At 39.6% G+C, this 24,673-nt stretch carries 15 protein-coding genes; all 15 read left to right on the top strand.

The annotated features are described in order from the left end of the window. The first annotated feature begins 4 nt into the window (after window positions 1-4). The 15 genes from Q7A53_RS15125 (at window position 5) to Q7A53_RS15055 (ending at window position 24,558) form a co-directional block, all read left to right on the top strand. Complete coding sequence (locus tag Q7A53_RS15125; RefSeq protein ID WP_411790020.1) at window positions 5-1,045, top strand: GNAT family N-acetyltransferase; 1,041 nt, start codon at window positions 5-7, stop codon at window positions 1,043-1,045. Between the two features lie 231 nt (window positions 1,046-1,276). Beyond that, window positions 1,277-2,320 carry a glycosyltransferase family 4 protein gene (locus Q7A53_RS15120; protein WP_411790019.1) on the top strand — a complete coding sequence of 348 codons (1,044 nt, stop codon included), beginning with the start codon at window positions 1,277-1,279 and terminating at the stop codon, window positions 2,318-2,320. A gap of 129 nt (window positions 2,321-2,449) precedes the next feature. Beyond that, complete coding sequence (locus Q7A53_RS15115) at window positions 2,450-3,454, top strand: LCP family protein (RefSeq protein WP_411790018.1); 1,005 nt, start codon at window positions 2,450-2,452, stop codon at window positions 3,452-3,454. 117 nt (window positions 3,455-3,571) lie between these two features. Next, window positions 3,572-5,674, top strand: a complete 2,103-nt coding sequence (locus Q7A53_RS15110) for a S8 family serine peptidase (protein WP_411790017.1) — start codon at window positions 3,572-3,574, stop codon at window positions 5,672-5,674. Window positions 5,675-5,993: 319 nt separating this feature from the next. Continuing rightward, window positions 5,994-10,163, top strand: a complete 4,170-nt coding sequence (locus Q7A53_RS15105) for a cell wall-binding repeat-containing protein (RefSeq protein WP_411790016.1) — start codon at window positions 5,994-5,996, stop codon at window positions 10,161-10,163. Between the two features lie 179 nt (window positions 10,164-10,342). Next, window positions 10,343-11,110, top strand: a complete 768-nt coding sequence (locus Q7A53_RS15100; protein WP_411790015.1) for a YveK family protein — start codon at window positions 10,343-10,345, stop codon at window positions 11,108-11,110. Beyond that, the gene (locus Q7A53_RS15095) at window positions 11,082-11,774 is read left to right on the top strand and encodes a CpsD/CapB family tyrosine-protein kinase (protein ID WP_411790014.1); all 693 of its coding nucleotides are present in this window, start codon (window positions 11,082-11,084) and stop codon (window positions 11,772-11,774) included. The genes Q7A53_RS15100 and Q7A53_RS15095 overlap by 29 nt, the downstream gene beginning before the upstream one ends. A 292-nt stretch (window positions 11,775-12,066) precedes the next feature. Then, window positions 12,067-12,954, top strand: coding sequence for a UTP--glucose-1-phosphate uridylyltransferase GalU (gene galU / locus Q7A53_RS15090; RefSeq protein ID WP_411790013.1), 888 nt, complete (start codon window positions 12,067-12,069; stop codon window positions 12,952-12,954). Between the two features lie 400 nt (window positions 12,955-13,354). Then, window positions 13,355-17,326 (top strand): cell wall-binding repeat-containing protein, encoded by a 3,972-nt coding sequence (locus tag Q7A53_RS15085; RefSeq protein ID WP_411790012.1) that lies wholly within the window; start codon window positions 13,355-13,357, stop codon window positions 17,324-17,326. Window positions 17,327-17,382: 56 nt separating this feature from the next. Then, window positions 17,383-19,851, top strand: coding sequence for a cell wall-binding repeat-containing protein (locus tag Q7A53_RS15080; RefSeq protein ID WP_411790011.1), 2,469 nt, complete (start codon window positions 17,383-17,385; stop codon window positions 19,849-19,851). Window positions 19,852-20,137: 286 nt separating this feature from the next. Next, the gene (locus Q7A53_RS15075; RefSeq protein ID WP_411790010.1) at window positions 20,138-20,962 is read left to right on the top strand and encodes a sulfotransferase family protein; all 825 of its coding nucleotides are present in this window, start codon (window positions 20,138-20,140) and stop codon (window positions 20,960-20,962) included. Window positions 20,963-21,216: 254 nt separating this feature from the next. Further along, entirely contained in the window at window positions 21,217-22,161 is a 945-nt protein-coding gene (locus Q7A53_RS15070; protein ID WP_411790009.1) for a glycosyltransferase family 2 protein, read from the top strand. Next, window positions 22,145-23,896 carry a DUF6020 family protein gene (locus Q7A53_RS15065; protein ID WP_411790008.1) on the top strand — a complete coding sequence of 584 codons (1,752 nt, stop codon included), beginning with the start codon at window positions 22,145-22,147 and terminating at the stop codon, window positions 23,894-23,896. Before Q7A53_RS15070 ends, Q7A53_RS15065 begins: the two co-directional genes overlap by 17 nt. Further along, entirely contained in the window at window positions 23,889-24,236 is a 348-nt protein-coding gene (locus Q7A53_RS15060) for an EamA family transporter (RefSeq protein WP_411790007.1), read from the top strand. Before Q7A53_RS15065 ends, Q7A53_RS15060 begins: the two co-directional genes overlap by 8 nt. Then, the gene (locus Q7A53_RS15055) at window positions 24,223-24,558 is read left to right on the top strand and encodes an EamA family transporter (protein ID WP_411790006.1); all 336 of its coding nucleotides are present in this window, start codon (window positions 24,223-24,225) and stop codon (window positions 24,556-24,558) included. The genes Q7A53_RS15060 and Q7A53_RS15055 overlap by 14 nt, the downstream gene beginning before the upstream one ends. Window positions 24,559-24,673: the final 115 nt, after the last annotated feature.

Below are 24,673 nucleotides of genomic sequence, written 5' to 3'. Positions count from 1 at the left end.
TATCATGAGTGTTCGATTCTATCTGCCCGGTGATGAAGGTAAGATAAGAAAGCTTTTTAAAGAAGTCTTCCGCAAAAATTTTTCAGCGGAACATTGGAACTGGAAGTATCAATCTGCACCTAATCGTTTCAATCCCTTTTGTGTGATTTATGAAGATCAAGGAGAAATTCTTGGACATGCAGCTTTGTGGGTAGTGGATGCCTATATCAATGGTGTATCCTCTAAGATAGGTTTTCGAGTAGATACAATGGTCTCCCCGAAAGCTAGAGGAAAAGGTGTATACAAACAATTAATTACTAAAATGATGGAAAAGGCACAAGAAGAAGGTATTGAGTATTTATATGGATTTCCAGCTTCGGGTGCAAAAGCGGGTCTGATTAAACACACGAATGCTCAAGAGCTGGGTGATGCATTGAAATTCCGTCTTATTTTAAGACCGTTTTCTCTACTTTCCTGTTTCCATCCCAAATTGTCCCATGTTTCAAGACTGCACAATATAGGGAATAAATTAGGTAGAATAAGGAAAAATGCTGATGAACCTGCTCCTTTTACAGTAGAAGAAGTAGAAAGATGTGATTCTAGGTTCGATAAACTTAGTGAACACAATCGTAAGCTTTCGCATGTGGTGGTAAAGCGTGACTCCAACTATTTAAATTGGAGATATGTCAATCATCCTGAAAGAACTTACCGGATAATCGCTTTGAGCGATGGTGAATGCTTGAAGGGGTATGTAATTATCAGGAAAGCTGTCGTCCCCTATAAAGAGGGAACCGTGAATATGGGCTTTATTTTAGATTGGCTGGCTGTAAAGGAGAATATATATCCTCATTTGTTTAAGACGGCCGTTGAATTTTTGAGTGATTGCGACATTATTCAAACGTGGGGTAATTTAACAAATCAAGTGTCAATAGCAGCCTTACATTCGACTGGATTTAAGGCAGGTAAAGAAGCTGCGACTCTAGTCATCCAAAATCCGCTATTAACAAGTAAGTTTCATAGAAAGAAAGATTGGTGGATTACTCTAGGGGATACGGATACTTTTTAATGGTACTTGCGAGATTGTTGTTGTGTTTATACGTCGCATTATGTAAAATAAATACATGAATTTGATGAAAAATATGAAACTATTAGCTTTAATGGTACGTCTAATATTTAGAAAAGATCATTCGTTTTAAAAAATATAAATCCTTGCATTATTCAGGGTATGGCATTTGGTAATAACTAACACAAATGTTTACATGAATTAATGGAAAGAATAATTTTGAGGAGGGTCCTTATGGAATATAAGGCCTTGTTAATATGCTTTATATTATCAGTGATTATCACACCATTTGTGAAGAAATTAGCTGTAAAAATTGGTGCTACAGATAAACCCGATGCTAGAAAAGTTCATAAGAAATTAATGCCCCGCTTAGGCGGTCTTGCCATATTTATAAGTTTTCTGGTTGGATTTATCTTATTTTTCCCAGACAGCAAATATGCGCTCCCGGTAATATTTGGAGCAGGCATTATTATTCTGACAGGAGTTCTGGACGACTTAATTCAACTTTCGCCCAAGCTGAAATTATCCGGTCAATTATTGGCCGCGTTAATTGTTGTATTAGGCGGTGTAAGAGTAGAATTTATTAATTTACCTTTTGGCGGTGAAATACAATTTGGATTGTTAAGCATTCCAATCACCATTATTTGGATTATTGCCATCACAAATGCCATTAACTTAATTGATGGACTGGATGGCTTAGCCGCTGGCGTATCGGCCATTGCTTTACTGACTATTTCAGGAATGGCCATCACAATGGGGAATATTTTTGTGGTATTTATGGGCTTCATGATGTTAGGAAGCACGCTTGGATTTTTAATATACAACTTTTACCCAGCAAAGCTTTTTATGGGTGATACGGGATCATTATTTTTAGGATTTATGATCGGTGTGTTATCTTTACTTGGGTTTAAGAATGTAACCTTATTTTCCTTCATCATTCCAGTAATTATTCTGGGAGTTCCAATTTCAGATACGATTTTTGCCATTGTGAGAAGGACAATTCAGCGAAAACCGCTGTCAGCGCCTGATAAATCTCACTTGCATCATTGCTTAATAAATTTAGGATATACCCATCCTGAAACTGTTCTGATGATTTATGCAATGAGTGCATTGTTCAGCTTAGCTGCAGTTATTTTCTCTCAGACCACCTTGTTTGGTGCAGCATTTGTCATTCTTTTCCTGATTGTTATGATCGAGTTAATTGTTGAAATGACAGGTTTGATTGGCAAAGATTATCGTCCGATACTGAATTTTATAAGAGATCGAAATAAAAGATAGTATTTCCTAATATTCAAGACATCCTTTAAGTCCTACTTAAGGGATGTCTTTTTTAAAACTTCCAAATGTTAACAAATGTAAAAATGAGGGAATAGTCTGTACATAGTGTTTTAAAGGAGTAATCATACCATGTCTAAGTGGAAAATTATTTTAAGCCTCGCTGTTATTTTACTGTTCTTTGGAGTTGGATCTATCCTGGGATATTCTGCATATTTGACAAATAAAGCAGTACAAGTGACGGAGCAATCACAAATGGAATTAGCTCGTGGTGAAACCTCAGAGAAACGGCAAACCTCGATTAATCCTGACATTGATAATACATCCATACTATTCGTTGGAATCGACAGTAGTAATAAACGTAACCCTGAAGGTGAAGTGAGTTCAAGATCAGATTCATTGATATTAGCCACCTTTAATAATGAAGATCACTCCGTCAAAATGTTAAATATTCCTCGAGATTCCTATGTGTATATTCCAGAAGTAGGTTATAAAGATAAAATCACTCATGCCCATGCGTTCGGTGGAATGGATGCTGCGGTTAGTACTGTAGAAAATATGCTGGATATCCCCGTAGACTACTATGTTCGATTGGACTTTAATTCCTTTGTGGATGTAGTAAACGCACTCGGAGGCATCCGTTACGATGTGCCCTTCCATATAGAAGAACAGAACAGTCAAGATAATAAAAATTCTATTGTGCTTGAGGAAGGAAGTCAGAAATTGAACGGTGAAGAAGCTTTAGCACTTGCTCGGACTAGAAAGTATGATAGTGATTTAGCAAGAGGAAATCGACAAATGGACCTCTTAGAAGCGATTGTTCAAAAAGCTTCCCAAACCGGTTCGATTGGCAGCTACGGAGATGTGATTGATTCTTTAGGAAAGCATCTTAAAACGAATTTGTCATTTGATCAGTTGGTTACCTTTAAAGATTATGTTCTCAGTCAAGATCATTTTCAATTTGATACCATGCAGCTGAAAGGAGAAGCAATGACTCTGGATGGAATCTGGTATTACTCTGTGGATGAGCAAAGTTTAAAGCATTCTGCAGATGAATTAAAACAGCATTTAGGCATAGATACGCCTCTTGACGATGAAAACACGGCCAACTCCACTGAAAAAGAAAACTCTTTGTAAGTCCAGGCTCAGATGAAATATTCTGTGGCCTTTTTTGTAATTCCTTCCAATAACTCTAGTTAAACAAATTTTAAATGTGTTATAATCACCGTAATTTCAACGGAGAGGATAGTGGGGATGTTACGAAAAAATTGGCTTCCATTTTTTCTGGTTACGTTTGGCCTTGTATTGAGCTTCTGCCTCTGCACGAGTGCCGTTTATGCGCAGTCAGATGATACAGTGAGAATTATTGTTAAATATAATCAGGACCATGATCAAAAGATACATACACAGAGCAATGAAAAAGTATTAAAAAAGACGCCTCATAAAGATGGGGAAGTTTACATATTAAAAGTTGCTGAAAAACAGGCATCCAGCAGAATAAAAGAACTAAGAAAAGAAACTGATGTTCAGTTTGCGGAGCTGGATACTCCGGTTTACGCATGGGGAGAAGCTGAAAAAGATCCCTTATTTTCTAAGCAGTTTCAGTTCTTTAAAGATGTAAATATTGATCAAAGCTGGTACAACGACCAGAATTCAACAGGGGTGACGGTTGCTGTCATTGACTCTGGAGTAGATGAAGATCACCCCGATCTTAAAGGCAGCTTGGTTAAAGGATATAACGTGCTGGAGCCAGGAAAGCTCCCAGAAGATTATTTTGGTCATGGGACTCACATAGCGGGACTCGTGGGAGCAGGTACATTTAATGGCATAGGAATTTCTTCTATATCCAAAGGAGCAAAGATCATGCCGATTAAAGTGATAGAAGCGCGTGAGGGATATATGTCAGATGTAGCACAGGGGATCAATTATGCTGTAGACCATGGTGCTGATATCATCAATTTGAGCCTTGGCGGCTATTCAAATTCAGAGTACATGCAAGAGGCAGTGGAATACGCGAATAATGCGGGAGTGCTTGTTATTGCTGCCGCAGGCAATGATGACGTAGACCGCACTACCTTCCCGGCTGCTTTTTCTTCAGTACTTTCTGTAGGTGCCACGGAAACAGGAACTCAGAAGCGGGCTGATTTCTCTAATTATGGACCGAATATTGATGTGGCTGCGCCTGGCTCTCACATTTACAGTACATACTTGGATGGCAGTTATGAATATTTAGATGGAACGAGTATGGCCACTCCAATTGTTGTTTCTCTTGCAGCCCGCTTAAAAGCGGCAGCTCCTTATTTAACGAGTGAACAAATAAAAACTTTATTATCTAAAGGAGCCCACCCGCTGACAGAAGAAGCACAGCTCGGCGAAGGACTGATTAATGCCGGGCGGTCAAAGCAGCTTATCAATGAGAATAATCGAATTGCCGGTACGACCTCAGTAGAAACATCCCTAGCTATTTCGAAAAATGGCTGGGATAGTTTAGAGGAGACCAATTATAAGGCTAATGGGGAATCTTACACGGGAAAATTCGTCGTGATGGCGACCGCAGATCGTTTTCCAGACAGTTTAGCCGCTACTCCTCTTGCTAATCAATTGAAGTCGCCTATTCTGCTGGTTAAAAATAATCAGATCACTTCGGAGCATGTGAAAGAACTTAAACGGTTGAAGACAGATTATGTAGTGCTTACCGGCGGTCCGGGAGCATTGTCTTCTGAGGTGAAAGAAAAACTAAATGAAAATGGAATAAAAACAATAAGAGTAGCGGGCGACACGCGTTATAAAACATCAATTGCTATCGACAAGACCTTAACCTTTAACAGTGAGAAAGCAATTATAGTAACCGGGGAAAATTTCCCCGATGCAGTTTCAGTGGCAGCTTATGCTCAAAATGCCCAAATGCCTATCATTTTTGTAAAAGAAAATAAGGTACCGACTGTAGTAAAAAACTATATTCAATCTGAAAAATTTAATTCAGGAATAGTGATTGGCGGGTCGGGAGCCATTAGTGATAGGGCAGTTGGCGATCTGGGAATAACTACTTCCAGAGTCAATGGTACCAATCGCTATGAAACGAGCTTTCAAGTTCTGCTCCACTTTTCCCCAAGCGAAGGCAATCTTTACTTTGCTACTGGAGAGAAATATAATGATGCACTGACGGGAGCGGCATTAGCAGGAAAACAAAAAGATAGAGTTCTGCTAGTACCCCCGAAAAAAATAGATAAAACTATTCAACAAGAGCTTACCTATCTTCACTATCACAAAGGTCAGACCTATCATATTTTAGGCGGTCCGGGAGCTATTTCGCCTCAGTCTGCCTGGACGATTGATCGATATGTAAATGGATATTAGATAATGGCAGAACAAATGTAAACACCTTTAAATAAGATGAAAACTTAAATAAGTGGAGAAATAATTAAACCCGAACCAGAAAATTAATTGGTTTCGGGTTTTTTGTCGAATAATATTCCATTCTTTCCGTACTTTCTACTAAATTATCCTATTTAATTGTCTAATAAAATAGTTTGATAAAATAAAAGATTCTTAATTATTGAAAAATGACAGAATTTTAAATATAATGTAAAAGTAATGTAATTTGATAGAATTTGGAAAGGAGGGGGAAGACCCGAAAGAATTATTCTAGTATAAAATTATTGGGAGGGAATCATTAGTGAAAATTAAGAATACGGCATTGACCGTAGCGGCAGGTGCTGCACTCGTATTTTCTTCGTTTTCAGGCTACTATGCTCCGAAAGCAGAAGCAGCTTTAAATGATACGAAGAAGATTGTTAAACCACATTTAAGTTCAGAATTACTATCGCTCTCCACGAGTGAACAGGAAACCCAGACTCTCATCGTTGTTTCAGATGGTAAAAAAGACATAACTTCTTCTTTAATAGATTTAGGTGCTAAAGTATTACAAAATCAGCACAAATACGTTTATCTCGCGGAAATACCAACAGAGAAAGTCATTTCAGTCTATAATCTTGATCATGTTTCTGCGGTTTCTAAAAATAATATAATGAAACCAGTCGAAAAACAGGATTCAGATTTAAAATCAAATGTCGGTAAAGATGCAGCAGAAGTAGTAAAGCCTGCCACCATTGAAACCCACAAGCCGACAGAAGTAAATACATTTAAAAACAAATATGATGGTACGGGTACTCGAATTTCCATCATTGATACAGGTATTGATCCTGGTCACCCTGCATTTCAGAAGACTACATCTGGTAAAGAAAAAATTGTCGCTGTAGAAGACTATACGATGCAGAATGTATTTTATGGTGATTATGTGTCAGATGGGGAAGTTTACTTTGATGAACAATTCGACGAAGGGGGTTCAATCTCTACCTCTGAATCAGGTACATATAATACTACAGGAATTGACGCAGCAGATGATACCTATTATTTCGGAGAACTTCAATATGCCGCTGATCCTGAAGAGGCGGAAGATTTAAATGCTGATGGTCAGAAGAACGATGACCAAACAGAAAAATTCGGAGTTCTATTAGCTGATGGCCAAATTTATGTGGATAAAGATCTTGATAATGACTTTTCAGATGAAACACCTCTGGCTAAGGATGCTACTGATTCATTTGATGTTGACCCAACAGATGAACTTCCAGGAGCGAATTTCCGTTTAAATCATTTTAATAAAAAATTTACTCCAGATATTACCAAACCAGAAGAAAACTTTCCAGCTATCAACTTCTTTGCGGATACTGGCGGCGGCCATGGTACACATGTATCAGGTATAACGGCAGCAAATTCTCCAGAGGATGCAGCGGATGATATTTACGAAGCAGACATGGACGGGGTTGCTCCAGGTGCGGAGCTTGTAGGTCAAAAAGTTTTCCGTGCAGGTGAAGGTGCCTCCAGTTACTCTATTATGAGTGCCATGGTTGATGCCGCTCTTCCTGAAAAAATGGGAGGGTATGGATCAGATGTAGCAAACTTGAGTTTAGGTTCACTTCCGGATATTAATGATGGAGCAGATGCCTACAACTCTCTGATCGATACGCTGTCTGCACAATTCGGTATTACGTATGTAATTGCCGCAGGTAACGACGGACCAGGATTAGATACAGTTGGTTCTCCGGGTACTTCTGAAAATGCCATTTCTGTTGGGGCTTATATTAACAGTGAAATGTGGGAAACCGAGTACGGTTACTTCCCTTATGGCAAAGATAAAGATGGAAAGCGCAAGGATGGCGAGGGGCTATGGTACTTTTCTTCCCATGGACCACGTGAAGACGGCGGGCAGAAGCCGGACATTGTCGCTCCAGGTGCTGCCTATTCTACCTACCCGGTTCAGCAAGGAAGCTATACCGTACTTCAGGGAACAAGTATGGCGTCCCCTTATGTTACCGGAGTCGTTTCTTTATTAAGAAATGCGACTACAAAAGATAGAGTTCCTTATTCTTACAAGACAGTACGTGAAGCTTTAATTCAGACGGCAAAGCCTCTTGATGGATATAATCGTGCTGCACAGGGAGCAGGTTTAGTCAATGTTCAAGATGCTTACGATTATTTGAAAGATAACTTCATTAAAGATATGAAAACGGTTGATACCACTGTAAATTACGGAGAGAAAGTTTCTGGAGGTAAAGGGTTGTACGTTCGCAATAAGGAACTTCCTAAAGAAGTAACAATTACATTGCAGAACACTTCAGACGTTAAGAAGACCTTAACGCTTTCTCATGAGGCAGATTGGTTCAACTTATCTCAGGACCAAGTAACCTTAGAGCCTGGCGAAGGGAAAACAATTACTGCAACCTATGATTCTAGCAAGCTGGCAATGGGATATAATGATGGTCTGATCACAGTGAATGATCCATCTACTCCATATGCCGAAGCAAGAATTCCGCAGACCGTAGTAAAACCAAATGAATTTACTCAGAATAATCATTATCGCTGGGATAAGACTGATCAGATCCAATCTTCTAAAACGAAGAGTTATTTCTTTGATGTGAAACGAGGAATTGATGAAGTTCGTTTCGATCTTCGTGCCCTTCAGGAAAACAATGGGGATTATCAAGGGCGTGTACGTATGATCGTTTTCGATCCAGATGGAAAACAAGTAAATGAGTTCAAAGGCTATGCAGGCTATGGTGATGATGGATTAAGTGTAGAAACAAACACATATAAGAGCCCAAAACCAGGGACTTGGGAAGTTGCTGTTTATGGAACTGCCTCTCCGAAAGAAGACCAAACCATGAACCACTTTGAGTTAAAAGCAATGGGACAAGGCATGGTGAAAGAACCTGGAATCTTAAAACTGGGTCTGGCTGATGGACAAAAAACGTTGACTAAACAGGTATCCTTCACGAACTATTTCGCTAAGGATAAGAACGTTTATTTACAAGCAGGAGAATTCAGCAAACCAAAAGTTGAAGAGAAAAGGATTACTGCCCCAAGCAAAGATTACTATTACAAAGAATTAAACATTAAGAACAACGTATCTCTTGATGTACGTACCTACAATCCAGGTGTGGCAAGTGATGACGTAGATCTGTACGTTCAAAAATTCAATAAAGAAAAAGGAAAATATGAGGATTATGCAATGTCTGCAGGCGGATCTTCCGATGAAAGTGTTTCCTTCAAAGGACTTGCAGACGGAAAATATCGTGTTGCTGTCTTTGGATTCTCAGGTCAAATTAATGTCGATCTAATGACAAAAGAAGTTAAAGTATTAGATCCAGGTGATGATGGAGAAGGTTCCATTACTGTACCGAAGAAAATGTACAATATTCCTGTTTCAGGGAACATTAAGACTGATGTCAAGATTGTGACTCCTGATGATAACCAGCAGTACTATGCAGGAATTTTCGTGAAAGACGCTCAAACGGACGAAACAATTACAACACTTCCGGTTTATTTACAAGATAATTCAGTAACTACAGTTGCTGGGACAAACCGAATCGAAACGTCTGTAGCTGTTTCTAAACAAATGTATCCAGATGGTATTCCAAATGAAGTAAAGAAAAAATCAGTGGTTATTGCAACCGCTAATAATTTCCCGGATGCTTTATCTGCCGGTCCATTAGCGGATGTAATGAATGCACCAATTCTACTAACTGACTCTGGTGAACCATTAAGTGATGAAGTTATTAAAGAAATCAAGCGCCTAGGTGCAGAGAATGCCTTTATTGTCGGCGGCGATGGAGTTGTTACTGACGAAGTCGTAGATCAATTAAGAGACATGGGTATGGATGCAAATGATGTAGAGCGCCTGTCAGGAGACAACCGTTACGAAACCAACCGCGCAGTTGTTAACAAACTTGGATCACTAGGTTTTGGTCTAAATGACAGTGGTGTATTTGTAGCAACTGGTGAGAAGTTTGCTGACGCTCTAAGTGCCGGCCCGTTTGCCGGAAGCAAAAAAATGCCAATTGTGCTTACGAAGAAAAACGAACTTCCAAAGGGTATGGAAAAAGTATTCAACGGCAGAGACGTTTACGTACTTGGTGGTGAAGGAGTCGTATCTGAAGACGTTCAGAATAAAATTGAAGGTATGTCTAAATCAACCACTCGTCTAGCAGGTACGAACCGTTATGGTACGTTGGTAGAAGTATTAAAAGAATTTGCCAACTCTACAGATACATTCTATGTATCTACTGGTGATAAGTACCCAGATGCGTTATCATCCACTCCATTAGTTAATTCTAATGATGGCGTACTGCTACTGACTCATCCAGACAACCTGCCAACTGAAGTCAATAATTACTTGCAGAAATATCTTTACCAAAATGGCGTAAAACATATTGTCGCTATTGGTGGAGAGAATGCTGTCAGTCAGGAAGTTAAGAACGAGCTACTGAAAAAACTTTCTGCAGAATAAAAGTTACAATTAAATAATACTTGTGACACCCGTCCCTAATCTAGTCAAGGGCGGGTGTTTTTTTGGTTGAAGTTGGGAAATAGTGAAAAAAATCTATAATTCGACGAAATCAATGGTAGATTTATGCTATAATGAGTAACGATTGAATTGTGAGATTTATTACAAATGGAGGGACATCAATGGAAGAAACCATCTCGTTGAAGGAAATTGGCCAGGTTTTAAAGAAAAGATGGCTAATGATTGCGTCACTTGCGATCGGAGCTTTAGTTATAGCAGCACTTGTAAGTTACTTTGTACTGACCCCTACTTATCAGGCATCTTCCCAGTTTATAGTAAATACGAAGGACAACCAAAGTAATAGTCAATTTGACGTGAATGATATTAGAACCAACGTCGAACTTATTAATACATATAATGTTATCATTAAGAGTCCCGCTATCTTAGAGGATGTCGTTCAAGACGCAGACCTTGCTGTAGATGCAGATGCACTTAGCAATAAATTGCAGGTGTCAAGCGAGCAGGATTCCCAGGTTGTAACTGTAACAGTTACGGACACCAGCCAGGAAACGGCTGCAGTCATCGCTAATAGTATAGTAGACGTTTTTAAATCCAAAGTACCAGATTACATGAATGTAGACAATGTAACTACATTATCTGATGCAGAAATAGCAAGTAATCCTTCTCCTGTAAGCCCAAAACCATATTTGAATATGGCGATCGCGTTAGTTGTAGGATTAATGGTTGGAGTAGGTCTTGCTTTCTTACTCGAATATTTGGATAACACGATTAAATCAGAAGATGAATTAGAAAAGAAGATTGGCTTACCGGTCCTAGGATCTGTTGCTCATATTATTGAGGACGATCTTCCTAAAGAAACTAATAGAAATATGAGTCCCAGGCAGCAAAGGAGTGTGAAGTATGCGCAACAAGAAAAGAAAACTGTCTAATAAAATGAAGCGTACGTTAATTACCGATATTAATCCTCGTTCTCCAATTTCGGAGCAATATCGTACGGTTCGAACGAATTTAAACTTTTCGGCGGTCGATTTTGAATTAAATTCCATGATGGTTACTTCCTCCGGTCCTGCAGAAGGGAAATCGTTAACGACCGCAAATTTAGCCATCGTTTTTGCTCAGCAGGGAAATAATGTACTTCTAGTTGATGCAGATTTGCGTAAACCTACGGTGCATTACACATTCCGCACTCAAAACACGGTGGGCTTGAGTAATTATTTAATCGGTGATAAACCGCTTGAGGAAATTACGAACGAAACCCATATTGATAATCTCGATACAGTTTCTTGCGGCCCGATCCCGCCAAATCCATCTGAATTGCTTGGATCAAAAGCTATGAAACAGCTTCTTAAAGACTGCAAGCCTAAATATGATATGGTAATTTTCGATACACCGCCAGTTCTTGCGGTTACGGATGCGCAAATTATTTCAAACATTTGTGACGGAGCTTTACTTGTAGTGCGTAATAAACAAGCAGAAATTGACCAGGTGAAACGCGCGAAGGAAATGTTAGAGCAGTCAAATGGACGAATACTTGGAACGCTATTGAATGATGTCGATCGTAAAAACCAGAATTATTATTATTACGGTACTTAATTCCAAATGAAACCCTTTTCCTGCTTCAGGAAAAGGGTTTTGTGCTCACTTGGTAAAATAGATGGGATAATATTGTTGCATTGAGATACTTCACAAGCTTTTTATCTAGTTTGAGGGTATCATTAGCTATCCTCACTTTCCGACTTATCTTGTAATTGGCAGATTTCCAAGGAGCTGAAAATTTAATTTCCTAAATTCTATCACTTCGTCGAATAATTAGTAATAGTTTTGTGAAATATATAGTAATTTTATGTTACAATATTCCTAGTTTGGATATTTTGGGAGGTAGAGTATGAAAAAAGTAAGAAAGGCAATTATTCCTGCAGCAGGTTTAGGAACGCGGTTTCTTCCTGCAACGAAGGCAATGCCTAAAGAAATGCTGCCAATTGTAGATAAACCTACAATTCAGTACATAGTAGAAGAAGCTATTGAATCAGGAATTGAAGACATTATTATAGTAACGGGAAAAGGTAAAAGAGCGATTGAAGATCATTTTGATTATTCTTTTGAACTGGAAGAAAATTTAATGAGAAAAGAAAAATTTGACTTATTGGAAAAGGTGAAGCAGCCTTCTAAGGTGGATATTCATTACATTCGCCAGAAAGAGCCTAAAGGTTTAGGGCATGCCGTATGGTGTGCACGTAAGTTCATTGGAGATGAACCTTTTGCGGTCTTACTTGGAGATGACATTGTTCGTGCTGAAGAACCTGGCCTTAAACAATTGATTAATAAATATGAAGAAACCCATTCATCTGTTATCGGAGTCCAGCAGGTAGAGGATGACCAGACGCACCGTTATGGAATTATCGATCCTGAAACTCAAGAGGACCGTCTTTATCAGGTGAAGAAGTTCGTTGAAAAGCCTCCAAAAGGTGAAGAACCTTCCAATTTGGCAATTATGGGGCGCTACGTATTAACACCGGAAATCATGATGTTCCTAGAGAAGCAGGACTTAGGTGCCGGAGGAGAAGTACAGCTAACCGATGCCATTGAGAAATTAAATGGTATTCAGCGGGTATTTGCTTATGATTTTGAAGGTTCCCGCTATGATGTAGGGGAGAAGCACGGTTTTATTAAAACAACCGTGGAGCTTGCATTGGAACGACCGGAACTTAAAGAAGATTTGCTAGGATTCTTAAGAGAAACGTTAAAAAAACACGAATCGATTGAATCTAAATAACAAATGGTATACTAAAAGAAGATTATGAGCTTGCAGGGATTACTTTCTCTGCAAGCTTTTTTGTCGTTCCAATTAAAAATGGGGAAGCTTTGATCCATATGTTGAAAGTCGATTGGTGGACTGTCCTTTAAATTTTCGACATTCCAAACAAATTTCCCGGGAAATATCAACAACTTATTTTATAAAACTCCCTTTAATTATTTGTTATGGAAGAGAAAATCGGTAAATAATATTCTGACTAAGGACAATTTAGGAGAAATTTAAGAGACGAAACTCTAGATATGTAAACGTTTTCTTTAAATTTGTCTAATATTAATATAATTTACACAATTTGTACATATTTTGTTATATAATGACTGTGGATGTAATATTTAATCCGACACCATTAGGAGGGAATCATTTGAAAAAGAAAACTTTTTCTCGTGGAACTAATACTGTATTAATAAGTTCATTAGTTCTCAGTTTAGTTTCAGGGCCTGCATACTCGGTTAAAGCTGCTCCATCGGCTCCAAAGCCGGACAAGCTGCTAATTTCAGAGTACATAGAAGGCAGCTCTTATAATAAGGCGCTGGAGCTGTACAACGGAACGGGCAGTGAAATTGATTTAAGCACGATAACGGTAGAAATTTATTCTAACGGCTCTTCCGAAGCTGGATCTTCAATTCAGCTAAATGGAACATTGGCAGATGGGGATGTATTTGTTTTATCAAATAGCAGACCTGAGGTAGATGAACAGATTAAAAGTGTTACAGATATGTTTGATGGAGGGATAAATTTTAATGGTGATGACGTCGTTGTTATAAAGCAAAATGATAAAGTGATAGATTCCTTAGGTCAGATTGGCAGTACGGAGAAATTCGCTCAAGATAATACTTTTACAAGGAAAGTAGAGATTACTAGTGGAGATACTAATCCTGAAGATGCTTTTGATGTAAGTAATTCTTATGTTACCCATCCAAAAGATACATTTAAGTATTTAGGGAAGTATCCAGATCAGACCTCAACGCCAGGTCCCGTAGACGAACAGTCCATTGTCGAAGCAAGAAAGAGTGCAGGAAGTGACAAGCAGGTTAAAGTTACAGGCGTAGTCACCGCTTCATTTTCATCCGGAGGTGCTACAAATTATTACATACAAGATGATACAGCGGGACTAGTCGTCCGTACTTCTGGAGTTAAAGTCAATATCGGAGATGAAATTTCTGCTCAAGGATCCATTACTTCTTATTACGGCATGGAGCAAATGCAAACCTCCTCTGATCAAGTATCCACGGTTGTCGAGAATAAAGGAGTTCCTACGCCAGAGAGTGTTAAGGCAGCAAACTTCAGCGAGGAAAATGGCGAAGATATTGAAGGGGAGCTTGTAGAACTTTCTAATGTGGAAATCACCGGAAGAGATTCAGGCGGTGACTACTTAGGAAAAGATACCACTGGGGAATTCATAATCGAGAAAGATGACTCGTTAAATCTTGAGGTTGGCCAAAAGTATGAGCTGCTCGGTGGAGTTGTGGATTACTCCTATGATAAGTACAGACTTAAACCGCGGAGTCAAGCGGACGCGGTGCAGACCATTTTTTCTGTAGTAGCTGAACCTGGCGCGGGGAATATTGTAAAAGGCTCTAAGGTTTCGCTTAAAACCCCTCAGGATGGGGCTATTATCCATTACACCCTTGATGGAAGCAAACCTGATGCCACTAGTTCCACATACACAAATGCGATTACTATTGACGAGGACACTACGATTAAAGCTGTAGCTGTAAAGTCAAGCGGAGAAGTAAGCGAAGTATCGTCCTTTACTTATAAGGTGCTCAAAGCACTAGATAACCTTGATATTCACGATATTCAAGGGGCCGGTCATGTGTCACCCTACAAAGGTAAAAATGTCGCTAAAGTAGATGGTATTGTCACAAAATTAAATTCAAAAGGTTTCTTTATGCAGGATGATAATCCTGACAGCGATGTTGCTACATCGGAAGGAATTTATGTATACTCGCCAAACGCTTCCGTTAAAACTGGGGACAAGGTTGAAGTCGATGGCCAGGTAAAAGAATTTAAAGAAGGTGGCTACGATGATGCTAATGACCTTTTAACAACTGAAATCTCTGCTTCTAACGTTAAGGTAACGGCAGAAGATCAGAAAGTACCATCTCCAGTTGTACTTGGTAAAGACCGTACTCCACCGACAGAAAATATTGAAGATGATGGAATGAAAAGCTTTGATCCAAATGAGGATGGGCTCGATTTCTATGAAAGTTTAGAAGGAATGTTAGTTGAGCTGGATGATGCCCACGTTACTTCTCCACCGGAATATGATGAAGTAGCTGTATATGTGAATAAAAGTGAAGACCAGGCAATGACAGATGCAGGCGGTCTGCTGATTTCTCCTGATGACTATAATCCAGAGCGCATCTTAATAGACGTCGATGGCCTGGATGTTAACGTTAAAACGGGTGATGAGCTTAATGGTCCTGTAACTGGAGTAGTGAGTTATGACTATAGTAACTTTAAAATTCGTCCAACAGGCACATTCCCGGAGGTTGTTGATGGAGGAACGAAGCGGGAAGTCACAAAAATCAATCCAGCGGAAGACCGCCTGAATATCGCTTCTTATAATATAGAAAATTTTTCTGCTGATACTTCAATGGATAAGGTAAACAAGCTTGCTCAATCTATTAATAATAACTTAAAGCAGCCGGATATTATTGGTCTCATAGAAGTTCAGGACAACAATGGTCCGACGGATGATGGTACGGTAGATGCGGATCAGTCTTATCAGAAATTAATTGATGCGATTAAAGCAGATGGAGGTCCAACGTATAAATTTACGGATATTTCTCCAAAGGACAAAACAGACGGCGGTCAGCCTGGCGGAAACATTCGTGTCGGATTTATTTATAATCCTAATCGAGTATCGATGCCTGATAAGCCGCATGGAGATGCTTCCACGGCAGTCGATGTGAACGACAAAGGTTTGACTCTGAATCCTGGTCGTATTGACCCTGAAAATGAAGCGTTTGAAGATTCACGGAAATCACTTGCTGCAGAATTTAATTTCCATGGACAGAAGGTCGTAGTAATTGCCAACCATTTCAATTCAAAAGGCGGAGATGGTGCCTTATTTGGCGCAGATCAGCCAGTTGTTTTGGGAAGTGAAGTTCAGCGCTTAAAACAAGCAGCGGTAGTGAATCAATTCGTCGATAAAGTTGTTGAAAATGCAGATCAAGCGAACGTTGTCGTATTAGGGGATTTAAATGACTTCCAATTCTCTGCTCCTGTTCAAACCTTAGCCGATGACGTAATGACTGACATGATGAATAAGCTTCCTCAAGATGAGCGTTATTCTTATATTTACCAGGGGAACTCTCAAGTTCTCGATCACATTCTCGTTAGCAATAATTTAAGCGACCGTACGAAAATTGATAGTGTTAACATCAATTCTGATTTCTCTGAAGCTGACGGCAGGGCAAGTGACCATGATCCTGTATTAGCCCAGCTTGATCTAAGTACTACAGTAGAGCGGATTAATGGAACGGATCGCCATAAAACAGCCGTTGAAATATCTAAAAAAGGCTGGGAGAAAGCCGATACGGTAGTGATTTCACGCGGGGATTCCTATCCGGATGCCCTTGCCGGTACACCTTTGGCCTATAAACTGGATGCTCCCATTTTACTTACGAAAACCAGTCGCCTATTACCTGAAGTTAAGGATGAAATAAAAAGACTGGGTGCTTCTCATGCTGTCATCCTTGGCGGAGATGGTGCCGTTTCCGACTATGTGCGTTATCAATTAGAAGGACTTGGTCTTTCTGTTGAGCGAGTAGCAGGAACCAATCGTTTTGAAACAGCGGCAAGTATTGCGGCACGTTTGGATGGTCATCCGAAAAAAGCAGTTATTGCTGATGGAAATAATTATCCTGATGCCCTTGCAGCGGCCTCGTTTGCAGCTAAGAACGGTTATCCAATTCTGTTAACTAAAGAGAAGAAGCTTCCCAAAGATACACAGCGAGCATTAAAACGAATCGATGAAACGATTGTGGTTGGCGGAAAAAATGCGGTTAGCAATCAGTTAATGGAAAAACTTCCTAACCCAACGCGTTATAATGGCACAACGCGGTATGAAACAGCTTCAGAAATCGCAAAACAGCTCGTCGGGTCTTCCAAGGATGCTTATGTAGCAACTGGGGAAAATTTTGCGGACGCTTTGACAGGCTCCGTACTTGCAGCTAAACAGGGTGCACCAATGCTCCTAGTAAAACCCGACCATATTCCATACAGTATCAACCAGTTAATTGAGAAAATGGAGTATAAGAATCTTCACATTTTAGGTGGTCCGAATGCCGTCAGTGAAGATTTAGCAAAGAAACTTGATCAGTAGTACAGTCCATTATTTATGGGATAAATAAACACTAATAAGTGAAGGGAATGGGTTTTATGAAAATGATTAAACCTTTAGCAACCGCAGCATCGGCGGGTGCCATAGCGCTCGCTCTACTTGGTGCTCCAGGCCACAATGTACATGCTGCAGAGGGATCCGGAGACTTTGATTTGACCATCATGCACACGAATGACACGCATGCCCACTTATCCAATGTAGCTCGGCAAGTAACTGCAGTGAAAAACATCCGCGGCGATCGTGCGAATTCTATTCTGCTAAGTGCTGGAGACGTTTTTTCCGGAACACTTTATTACAATCAATACAAGGGACTTGCTGACGTCCAATTTATGAACATGATGAAATACGATGCTATGGTACCGGGAAACCATGAGTTCGATGACGGTCCTAAAGGATTTGCTGATTTTATTAAAAAAGCTGAATTTCCTATATTAAGTTCCAATATTGATTTCAGTGCAGATAGTGACCTTGATCCTCTTTATATGGACAAGATCGGCACCCCTGGGGAAGATGGTAAGATTTTTCCTGCTTCTGTACTCGATGTGAATGGAGAAAAAGTGGGTGTGTTTGGACTTACTACGGAAGAAACAGAAATTCTCTCCACTCCTGGACCGACCATTAGTTTTGAAGATCATATTGAAAAAGCGAAAGAAACTGTAAAAATGCTTGAAGATGAAGGTGTAAATAAAATAATTGCCGTGACTCATTTGGGGGTTAATTACGATAAAACGCTTGCCCAGACCGTAGATGGTATCGACGTAATTGTCGGGGGTCACAGTCATACGGAACTTGATGAAGCTATTGCCTATAAGACGGACAGTGAGCCGACGATTGTTGTACAAGCGGAACAGTACGATGACTTTTTAGGTGACCTGCAGCTTTCTTTTAATTCTGAAGGCGTCCTAACAAGCTGGGATGAAAATCTGGTCGACCTTGGACCGGATGCTACCCCCGTCATTAAAGAAGACACGGAAGCAAAGGAATTATTGGACGAGCTTAGTCAGCCTATTGAAGACTTGAAGGAGCAGAAGGCCGGCGATACCACTGTTGCTTTGAATGGAGAGCGCGGTGATGTGCGCCAGCATGAAACGAACCTTGGTAACTTAATTGCGGACTCCATGCTTGAAAAAGCTAAGACAGCAGATCCTGATACTACCATTGCTTTGCAAAATGGCGGCGGGATCCGAGCTTCTATTGATCAGGGAGAAATTTCTCTTGGAGAAGTGTTAACTGTTATGCCATTCGGTAATACGCTCGTAACATTAGATTTAAAAGGTTCAGAACTATTAAGAGGATTAGAAAACAGTGTAAGCGACTATGAAAATGTTGGCGGCCGTTTTGCACAAGTGGCAGGTGTGAAGTATGTATATGACCTGTCTAAAGATGTAGGCGAGCGAATTGTAGACGCGAAGGTCAAAACAGAGGACGGTTACCAGCCAATCGATCCAGAAGCTACCTATACAGTTGCGACAAACAATTTCGTAGCAGATGGCGGCGATGGGTATGCTTCGTTTAAGGAAGCGAAAGATGATGGCCGGATGAATGAATTGTATTTTGTAGATTATGAAGTGTTTACAGAGTATTTAAAGAACCATAAACCTGTCTCTCCAGAAAGAGAAGGACGCAGCATTGAAAAGGTAAACGAACGAGTAAAAGGTACTAACCGCGTGGAAACAGCGATTGAAATTTCTAAAAAAGGCTGGGATAAGGCAGATACGGTAGTCCTTGCCCGCGGGGACAAATTCGCTGATGCGCTTGCAGGTGCCCCTCTTGCTTATAAGAAAAATGCTCCTATCTTACTAACAGGAACAGATGACCTGGATTCGAAAGTTGCCGATGAAATTAATCGTCTAGGTGCTAAGAATGTTATCATCTTAGGTGGCACAGGTGCTATTTCAAGTTACGTGCAATATCAGCTGGATGGCATGGGGGTCAACGTAGACCGAATCTATGGAAACACTCGTTATAAGACAGCTGCCAGCATTGCCGCGCGTCTTGGTGGCAACCCTGATAAAGCAGTGGTAGCAGATGGTACAGACTTTCCGGATGCCCTGGCTGCAGCTCCTTATGCTGCCAAAAATGGTTATCCAATTCTATTAACTAAACCAAACAAATTACCTAACATTACGTCTATTGCTTTGAAAGGTTTTGATAACAGCGTGGTCGTAGGTGGACCTAATGCGGTATCTGATTCTGTTAAAGAGATGCTTCCAAATGCCAAGCGTTATAACGGAAGCAATCGATTTGAAACAGCAACCACCATTGCTACTGAGTTGGAACCTCATACAGGGAAAGCATTCATTGCAACAGGAGATGGATTTGCTGATGCACTGGCAGGTTCTGTACTAGCAGCAAAACAAGATGCTTCCATTTTACTAGTGAAAGAAGATCAGCTTCCAGCAGCAACTGAAAAAGCTATTAAAGATCTTAATATTCATAACTTCCACGTTCTAGGCGGACCTGGAGCAGTTAGTGAGAAAGTATCTGGTCAATTAGAACAAAAATAGTTTTCTAAGCGCTTGTCACAAATGTATGATATTCACAGCAAAGCCCGAACCTTTGAATTCCATTGGTTCGGGTTTTTTGTGAGTTGAGTTAAATGATGGTTTCTCTTAAACTAATTGAAGGATTCTTGCTAGGAAGGGCAAGGTCCCCTCAACACTGAATCAGATAGGTGCAGATAATAAGAACATGGTTTACATTTGTAGTCAGGAAGAATTATGTTCTTATCCATAGGATATGGTATAATTCCACAGTGAACGATCAACTTTCTCAAGTATTGAGGTGACTGTAGTGAAGAAACTACTAAGAAAAGTGTATCATTTGCCGAATACGGTGAAGCGAGCACGGTTAAATAAGACGTCTTCCATTCATGAACGTCCCATTTTCGTAATTGGTAATCAAAAAAGCGGGACATCAGCCATAGGTGCATTGTTAGCTGATTTAGCTGACAAAACAGTTGCCATTGACCTTCCAGACATTTGTGAACCGACCCAAATAAAACTTCATAATCATGAGCTTTCCTTCCCCGATTTCGTGGAACGAAATAAATATGATTTTTCGAAAGAAGTAATTAAAGAACCTTCGCTGACTTTTCTGTATGAAGATATAATTAAGTATTTTCCTAATTCTAAATTTGTCTTTATTGTCCGGGACCCACGGGATAATATTCGAAGCATTTTAAATCGAGTAAAAATTAATGGCGATTTAACTCGTATTGATGATCCAGATAGTCAAAAAAAGTTAGCACAGGCACCGAAAGACTGGGAACGTGTTATTGACAGCCGCTGGATGGGGATTCAAGGTGAGAATTATATTGAGTGGATGGCTCATCGCTGGAATTATGCGATCGATATTTATAAGAAACATAAGGATAATATGCTCCTCATTCGCTACGAGGATTTTGTAAAAGACAAAGAAGGCGAAATTGAGAAGCTTGCCCGCCAATTAGATTTAGTTCCTACAAATGATATTTCGTCCAAAGTTGATATCCAGTATCAGCCTGCAGGAAATAAAAAAGTTAGTAAAATGGACTTTTTTGGTGAAACTAATTTGAGGAAAATCGAAACGATTTGTGAAAGCAGAATGAAAGAATTTGGTTACGAGACTTCCTTATAAATACATTTCAAACCTGAAAAGAGAGGAATCTTTCCTGTTTTTCAGGTTTTTTTACGTAAAGTTATCTGTAGTTATGTGTCACCTCCCCTTGTTTTCTGATACAATCAGCTTTGGTATAATAAAATAATTTTTGTATCTTCATGAATTCCTTACTAACTTGACTAATCATCCTTGATATAGGCAAGAAAGAATAGTGTAAGAGAAAAAAAGGTATAGAGAAATTAGAAATAATAATCTAAAAGGGGTTAGTTAATGTGAAGGTAGCGGTTCTCATTCCTTGTTATAATGAGGAACAGACCATCGGCGGAGTCATTGATGATTTTAGAAAAGAGCTCCCTGAAGCCGATATTTATGTATATGATAATAATTCAAAAGATCGTACTTCAGAAGTTGCCCGTGAGCACGGGGCCAATGTGAAGAAAGAGTTAAGACAGGGAAAAGGATATGTCGTGCGCTCCATGTTTAGAGAAATTGAAGCTGACTATTATGTGATGGTCGATGGCGATCGCACTTACCCAGCGCGATTCGTTCACCAATTATTAGAGCCGCTTCAAAAACAGGAAGCGAATATTGTCATCGGAGACAGGCTGTCTAATGGCACTTACGAAGAAGAAAATAAGCGAAAGTTTCATAACCTGGGGAATAATATGGTCAGAGGCCTTATTAACTTTTTGTATAAAAGCGATTTAAAAGATATTATGACTGGATATCGGGCATTTGATCGTTTGTTTGTAAAGTCGGCACCTGTTATGAGTCCAGGGTTTGAAATTGAGACGGAGCTGACTATTCATTCTTTGGATAAGCGGTTTTTGATTAAGGAGATTCCAATTGATTATCAGGACCGTCCAGAAGGAAGCGAATCTAAGTTGAATACTTTCAGTGACGGTATAAAAGTACTGAATAAGATTTTTACGCTATTTAAAGAATACAAGCCGATGCTGTTCTTTTCTGTTTGGGCTGTCGTATTTCTTGTTCTGGGGCTAGTATCGGGAATTCCGGTTATTGTAGAATTTGCCAAGACCTCCTTTGTTTCTAAAGTTCCATCTGCCATTCTTGCTGTAGGGTTAATCATCTTGTCCGTTCTATCATTTGCCTGCGGATTAATCCTTGACACAGTTGCAGCTAATTTTAAGAAACAATATGAAATAGAATTAAATCGAATTAAACAGGAAGATAAGAGCCATGACCATATTTCTTAAATCTATACAGATCCTTGTCGGTTTAATCGCAAGTCTGGCAAGCACCGCAGCAGTTATTCCGTTTTATCATTCTTTTGAGGAAACCCCGGGCTGGGTGACTGGCCTTATCTTTGTACTTTTTTTCCTGTTTTATTTTGGAGTTTTTCAGGCATTCATTCATAACAGCAGCCGAGTCGGCCAATTTTTGAAACGCCCGCTCGTTTGGACATTTACGATATTGTTCGTTGCTTTTCTTGTAGTCAGTCTGCAAGGGTCAATGGAGGCTCTGGAAGAGAATCCTTGGTTAAATCTCACGTCAGTGTACATTGTGGTTTCCATTACCTTAATGATCGTGGTTCTTTTTACACTCTATTTTCTTGTGCATCACTCTGTAGAACTTCATTGGAAAGAAGTATCTCATTGGAAAATTCTTTTGTATGCGATCCCTTGTATAGCCGTGTGGCTGCTTTACTTAGCAGGGTTTTACCCGGGTAATATGAGTCCGGACTCGCTATCCCATTGGCGGCAGATCCACACTCATGAGTTTAGCAATTGGCACCCTGTCATTTATACATGGTTTATGATGCTGCTTACTTCAGTTTGGGAATCTCCTGCTGTGGTAGCTCTAGCTCAAATTGTCATTCTCGCTGTAATATTTGGATACGGTATGTTCAGTTTAGAAAGAAGCGGCTTGCCCCGCAAGTGGATTTGGCTGATTACAATACTTTTCGCATTATCACCAATCAATGGAATTTATTCAGTAATACTATGGAAAGATGTGCTCTTTAATTCATTTGTGCTCTTGTTTACAGTCCTTATGTATAACGCTGTAGCTTCTCAAGGATCCTGGCTGCGCTCTAATTGGCACATGGTTTTATTAGGGGTAACGGTACTGGGCATCAGCTTTATCAGGAATAATGGTTTACCAATTTTCGTCGTCATGGCCGTGCTGTTATTTCTTGCCTATCGTACCTATCTCAAAAAGCTTTTAATTACGGTAGGAGCCGTCGCCATCATTTACTTTGTTGTAACGGGTCCTCTGTATAACTATCTGGATGTTACACCTGCAGATCCGGATGAGACACTTGGAATTCCAACTCAGCAATTTGCCCGGGTGATTACGGAAGATGGCCAATTAACGTCGGAGCAAGAGAATTATTTAAATGAAATCATGCCTCTTAAGCTCTGGAAGAAAAATTATAACCCTTATCTAACCGACCATATTAAATTCGCAAAGGAATATCATTCTCAAGTTATATTTGATGATTTTCCGTATTACTTAAAAACATGGGCGGCCGTTTTAAAAAATAATCCAGGGCTATATTTTGCTGCCTATTTTGATGAAACATCGATCATCTGGCAAATGAATGAACCGGAAAAAGGATATACGAACATCGATGCTAAAGGCATTCATCAGCCCAATGATTATCATTTAAAAGCTTCTCCGCTAAGTGATTCCCTGCATGAATTTCTATTGTCTGTAAATAAGACGACAGAAGAGCATGTAAGGGGATTGATGTGGCGGCCTGCCGTCTATACGGCAATTATCATTCTAGCTGGATTTGCCGCATTTCTTAAAGGGGGACTAAGAGTATGGCTGATTCCTTTGCCTGTTCTTTTGAATACCATGACCCTACTGTTAGCTATTCCTGCACAGGATTTTCGTTATCAGCTTGCAAACTCTTTAGTGTTTTACCTGATGATTGCCGTCGGCTTCCTAACATTTAAAACGAAACGGATAGATCAGTATGAATAAATTTATGCAATCATTGAAAGAAAATCGTTTAGGCATGACTTTAATGGTCTTTGCTTCGTTAATGACTGCCCTTGGACAAATGTTTTGGAAAATGTCCGGGGGCGGGATTAACGGATTATTAATTCTAGGCTTCTTTTTATATTTTTTTGGAGCGGTCTTTATGATTGTTTCCTTTCGTTTTGGGAGCTTATCAGTCCTGCATCCACTATTAAGTATTGGATATGTCTTTGCTTTATTTCTAGGCAGTATCATTTTGCAGGAGGCGATCACGGAAAGTAATTACGTGGGAACCTTTCTTATTATCGTCGGTGCGGCGCTTATAGGGGGTGGGGACAATTAAGTGGTTATTAGTCGTTCTCTTGTTTACCCTTTTAGGTGCAATTGGCGGATATTTTTTTAAAAAAGCTACAAGCCATGGAATAGCGTTGAATCGTTACTTTATTACTCAGTTATTTATTGGCGGCTGCTTTTACGGAACGGGAGCTATTTTAAACATCATAACGCTCCATTATTTACCCTATACGATTGTTTTCCCATTAACTTCAATTACGTACATTTGGACTATGGTTTTGTCATACTTTTTACTTAAGGAAGTTATTACGGTGAAAAAAGTTATTGGAGTACTATTTATTATTTCGGGATCATTCCTCTTGATTCTCTAAAAAGAAGGCTTTCATTCTTATAATGAAAGCCTTCTTTTTTTGTTAGTTCGATAGACTTATCTTTAAGAAAATCTTGTAGGATTATGTAGAAATTGGGGCTTTCCTATTATATAGT

The sequence above is a fragment of the Halobacillus rhizosphaerae genome, from assembly GCF_046719735.1.
Lineage (GTDB): Bacteria > Bacillota > Bacilli > Bacillales > Halobacillaceae > Halobacillus_B > Halobacillus_B rhizosphaerae.
This window is presented reverse-complemented; position numbering and strand designations above follow the sequence as displayed.

Coding starts and splice junctions, on each gene's coding strand:
- Q7A53_RS15125 (WP_411790020.1), top strand. CDS start 5: ATGAGTGTTCGATTCTATCTGCCCGGTGATGAAGGTAAGATAAGAAAG.
- Q7A53_RS15120 (WP_411790019.1), top strand. CDS start 1,277: ATGGAATATAAGGCCTTGTTAATATGCTTTATATTATCAGTGATTATC.
- Q7A53_RS15115 (WP_411790018.1), top strand. CDS start 2,450: ATGTCTAAGTGGAAAATTATTTTAAGCCTCGCTGTTATTTTACTGTTC.
- Q7A53_RS15110 (WP_411790017.1), top strand. CDS start 3,572: ATGTTACGAAAAAATTGGCTTCCATTTTTTCTGGTTACGTTTGGCCTT.
- Q7A53_RS15100 (WP_411790015.1), top strand. CDS start 10,343: ATGGAAGAAACCATCTCGTTGAAGGAAATTGGCCAGGTTTTAAAGAAA.
- Q7A53_RS15095 (WP_411790014.1), top strand. CDS start 11,082: ATGCGCAACAAGAAAAGAAAACTGTCTAATAAAATGAAGCGTACGTTA.
- galU (WP_411790013.1), top strand. CDS start 12,067: ATGAAAAAAGTAAGAAAGGCAATTATTCCTGCAGCAGGTTTAGGAACG.
- Q7A53_RS15080 (WP_411790011.1), top strand. CDS start 17,383: ATGAAAATGATTAAACCTTTAGCAACCGCAGCATCGGCGGGTGCCATA.
- Q7A53_RS15065 (WP_411790008.1), top strand. CDS start 22,145: ATGACCATATTTCTTAAATCTATACAGATCCTTGTCGGTTTAATCGCA.
- Q7A53_RS15060 (WP_411790007.1), top strand. CDS start 23,889: ATGAATAAATTTATGCAATCATTGAAAGAAAATCGTTTAGGCATGACT.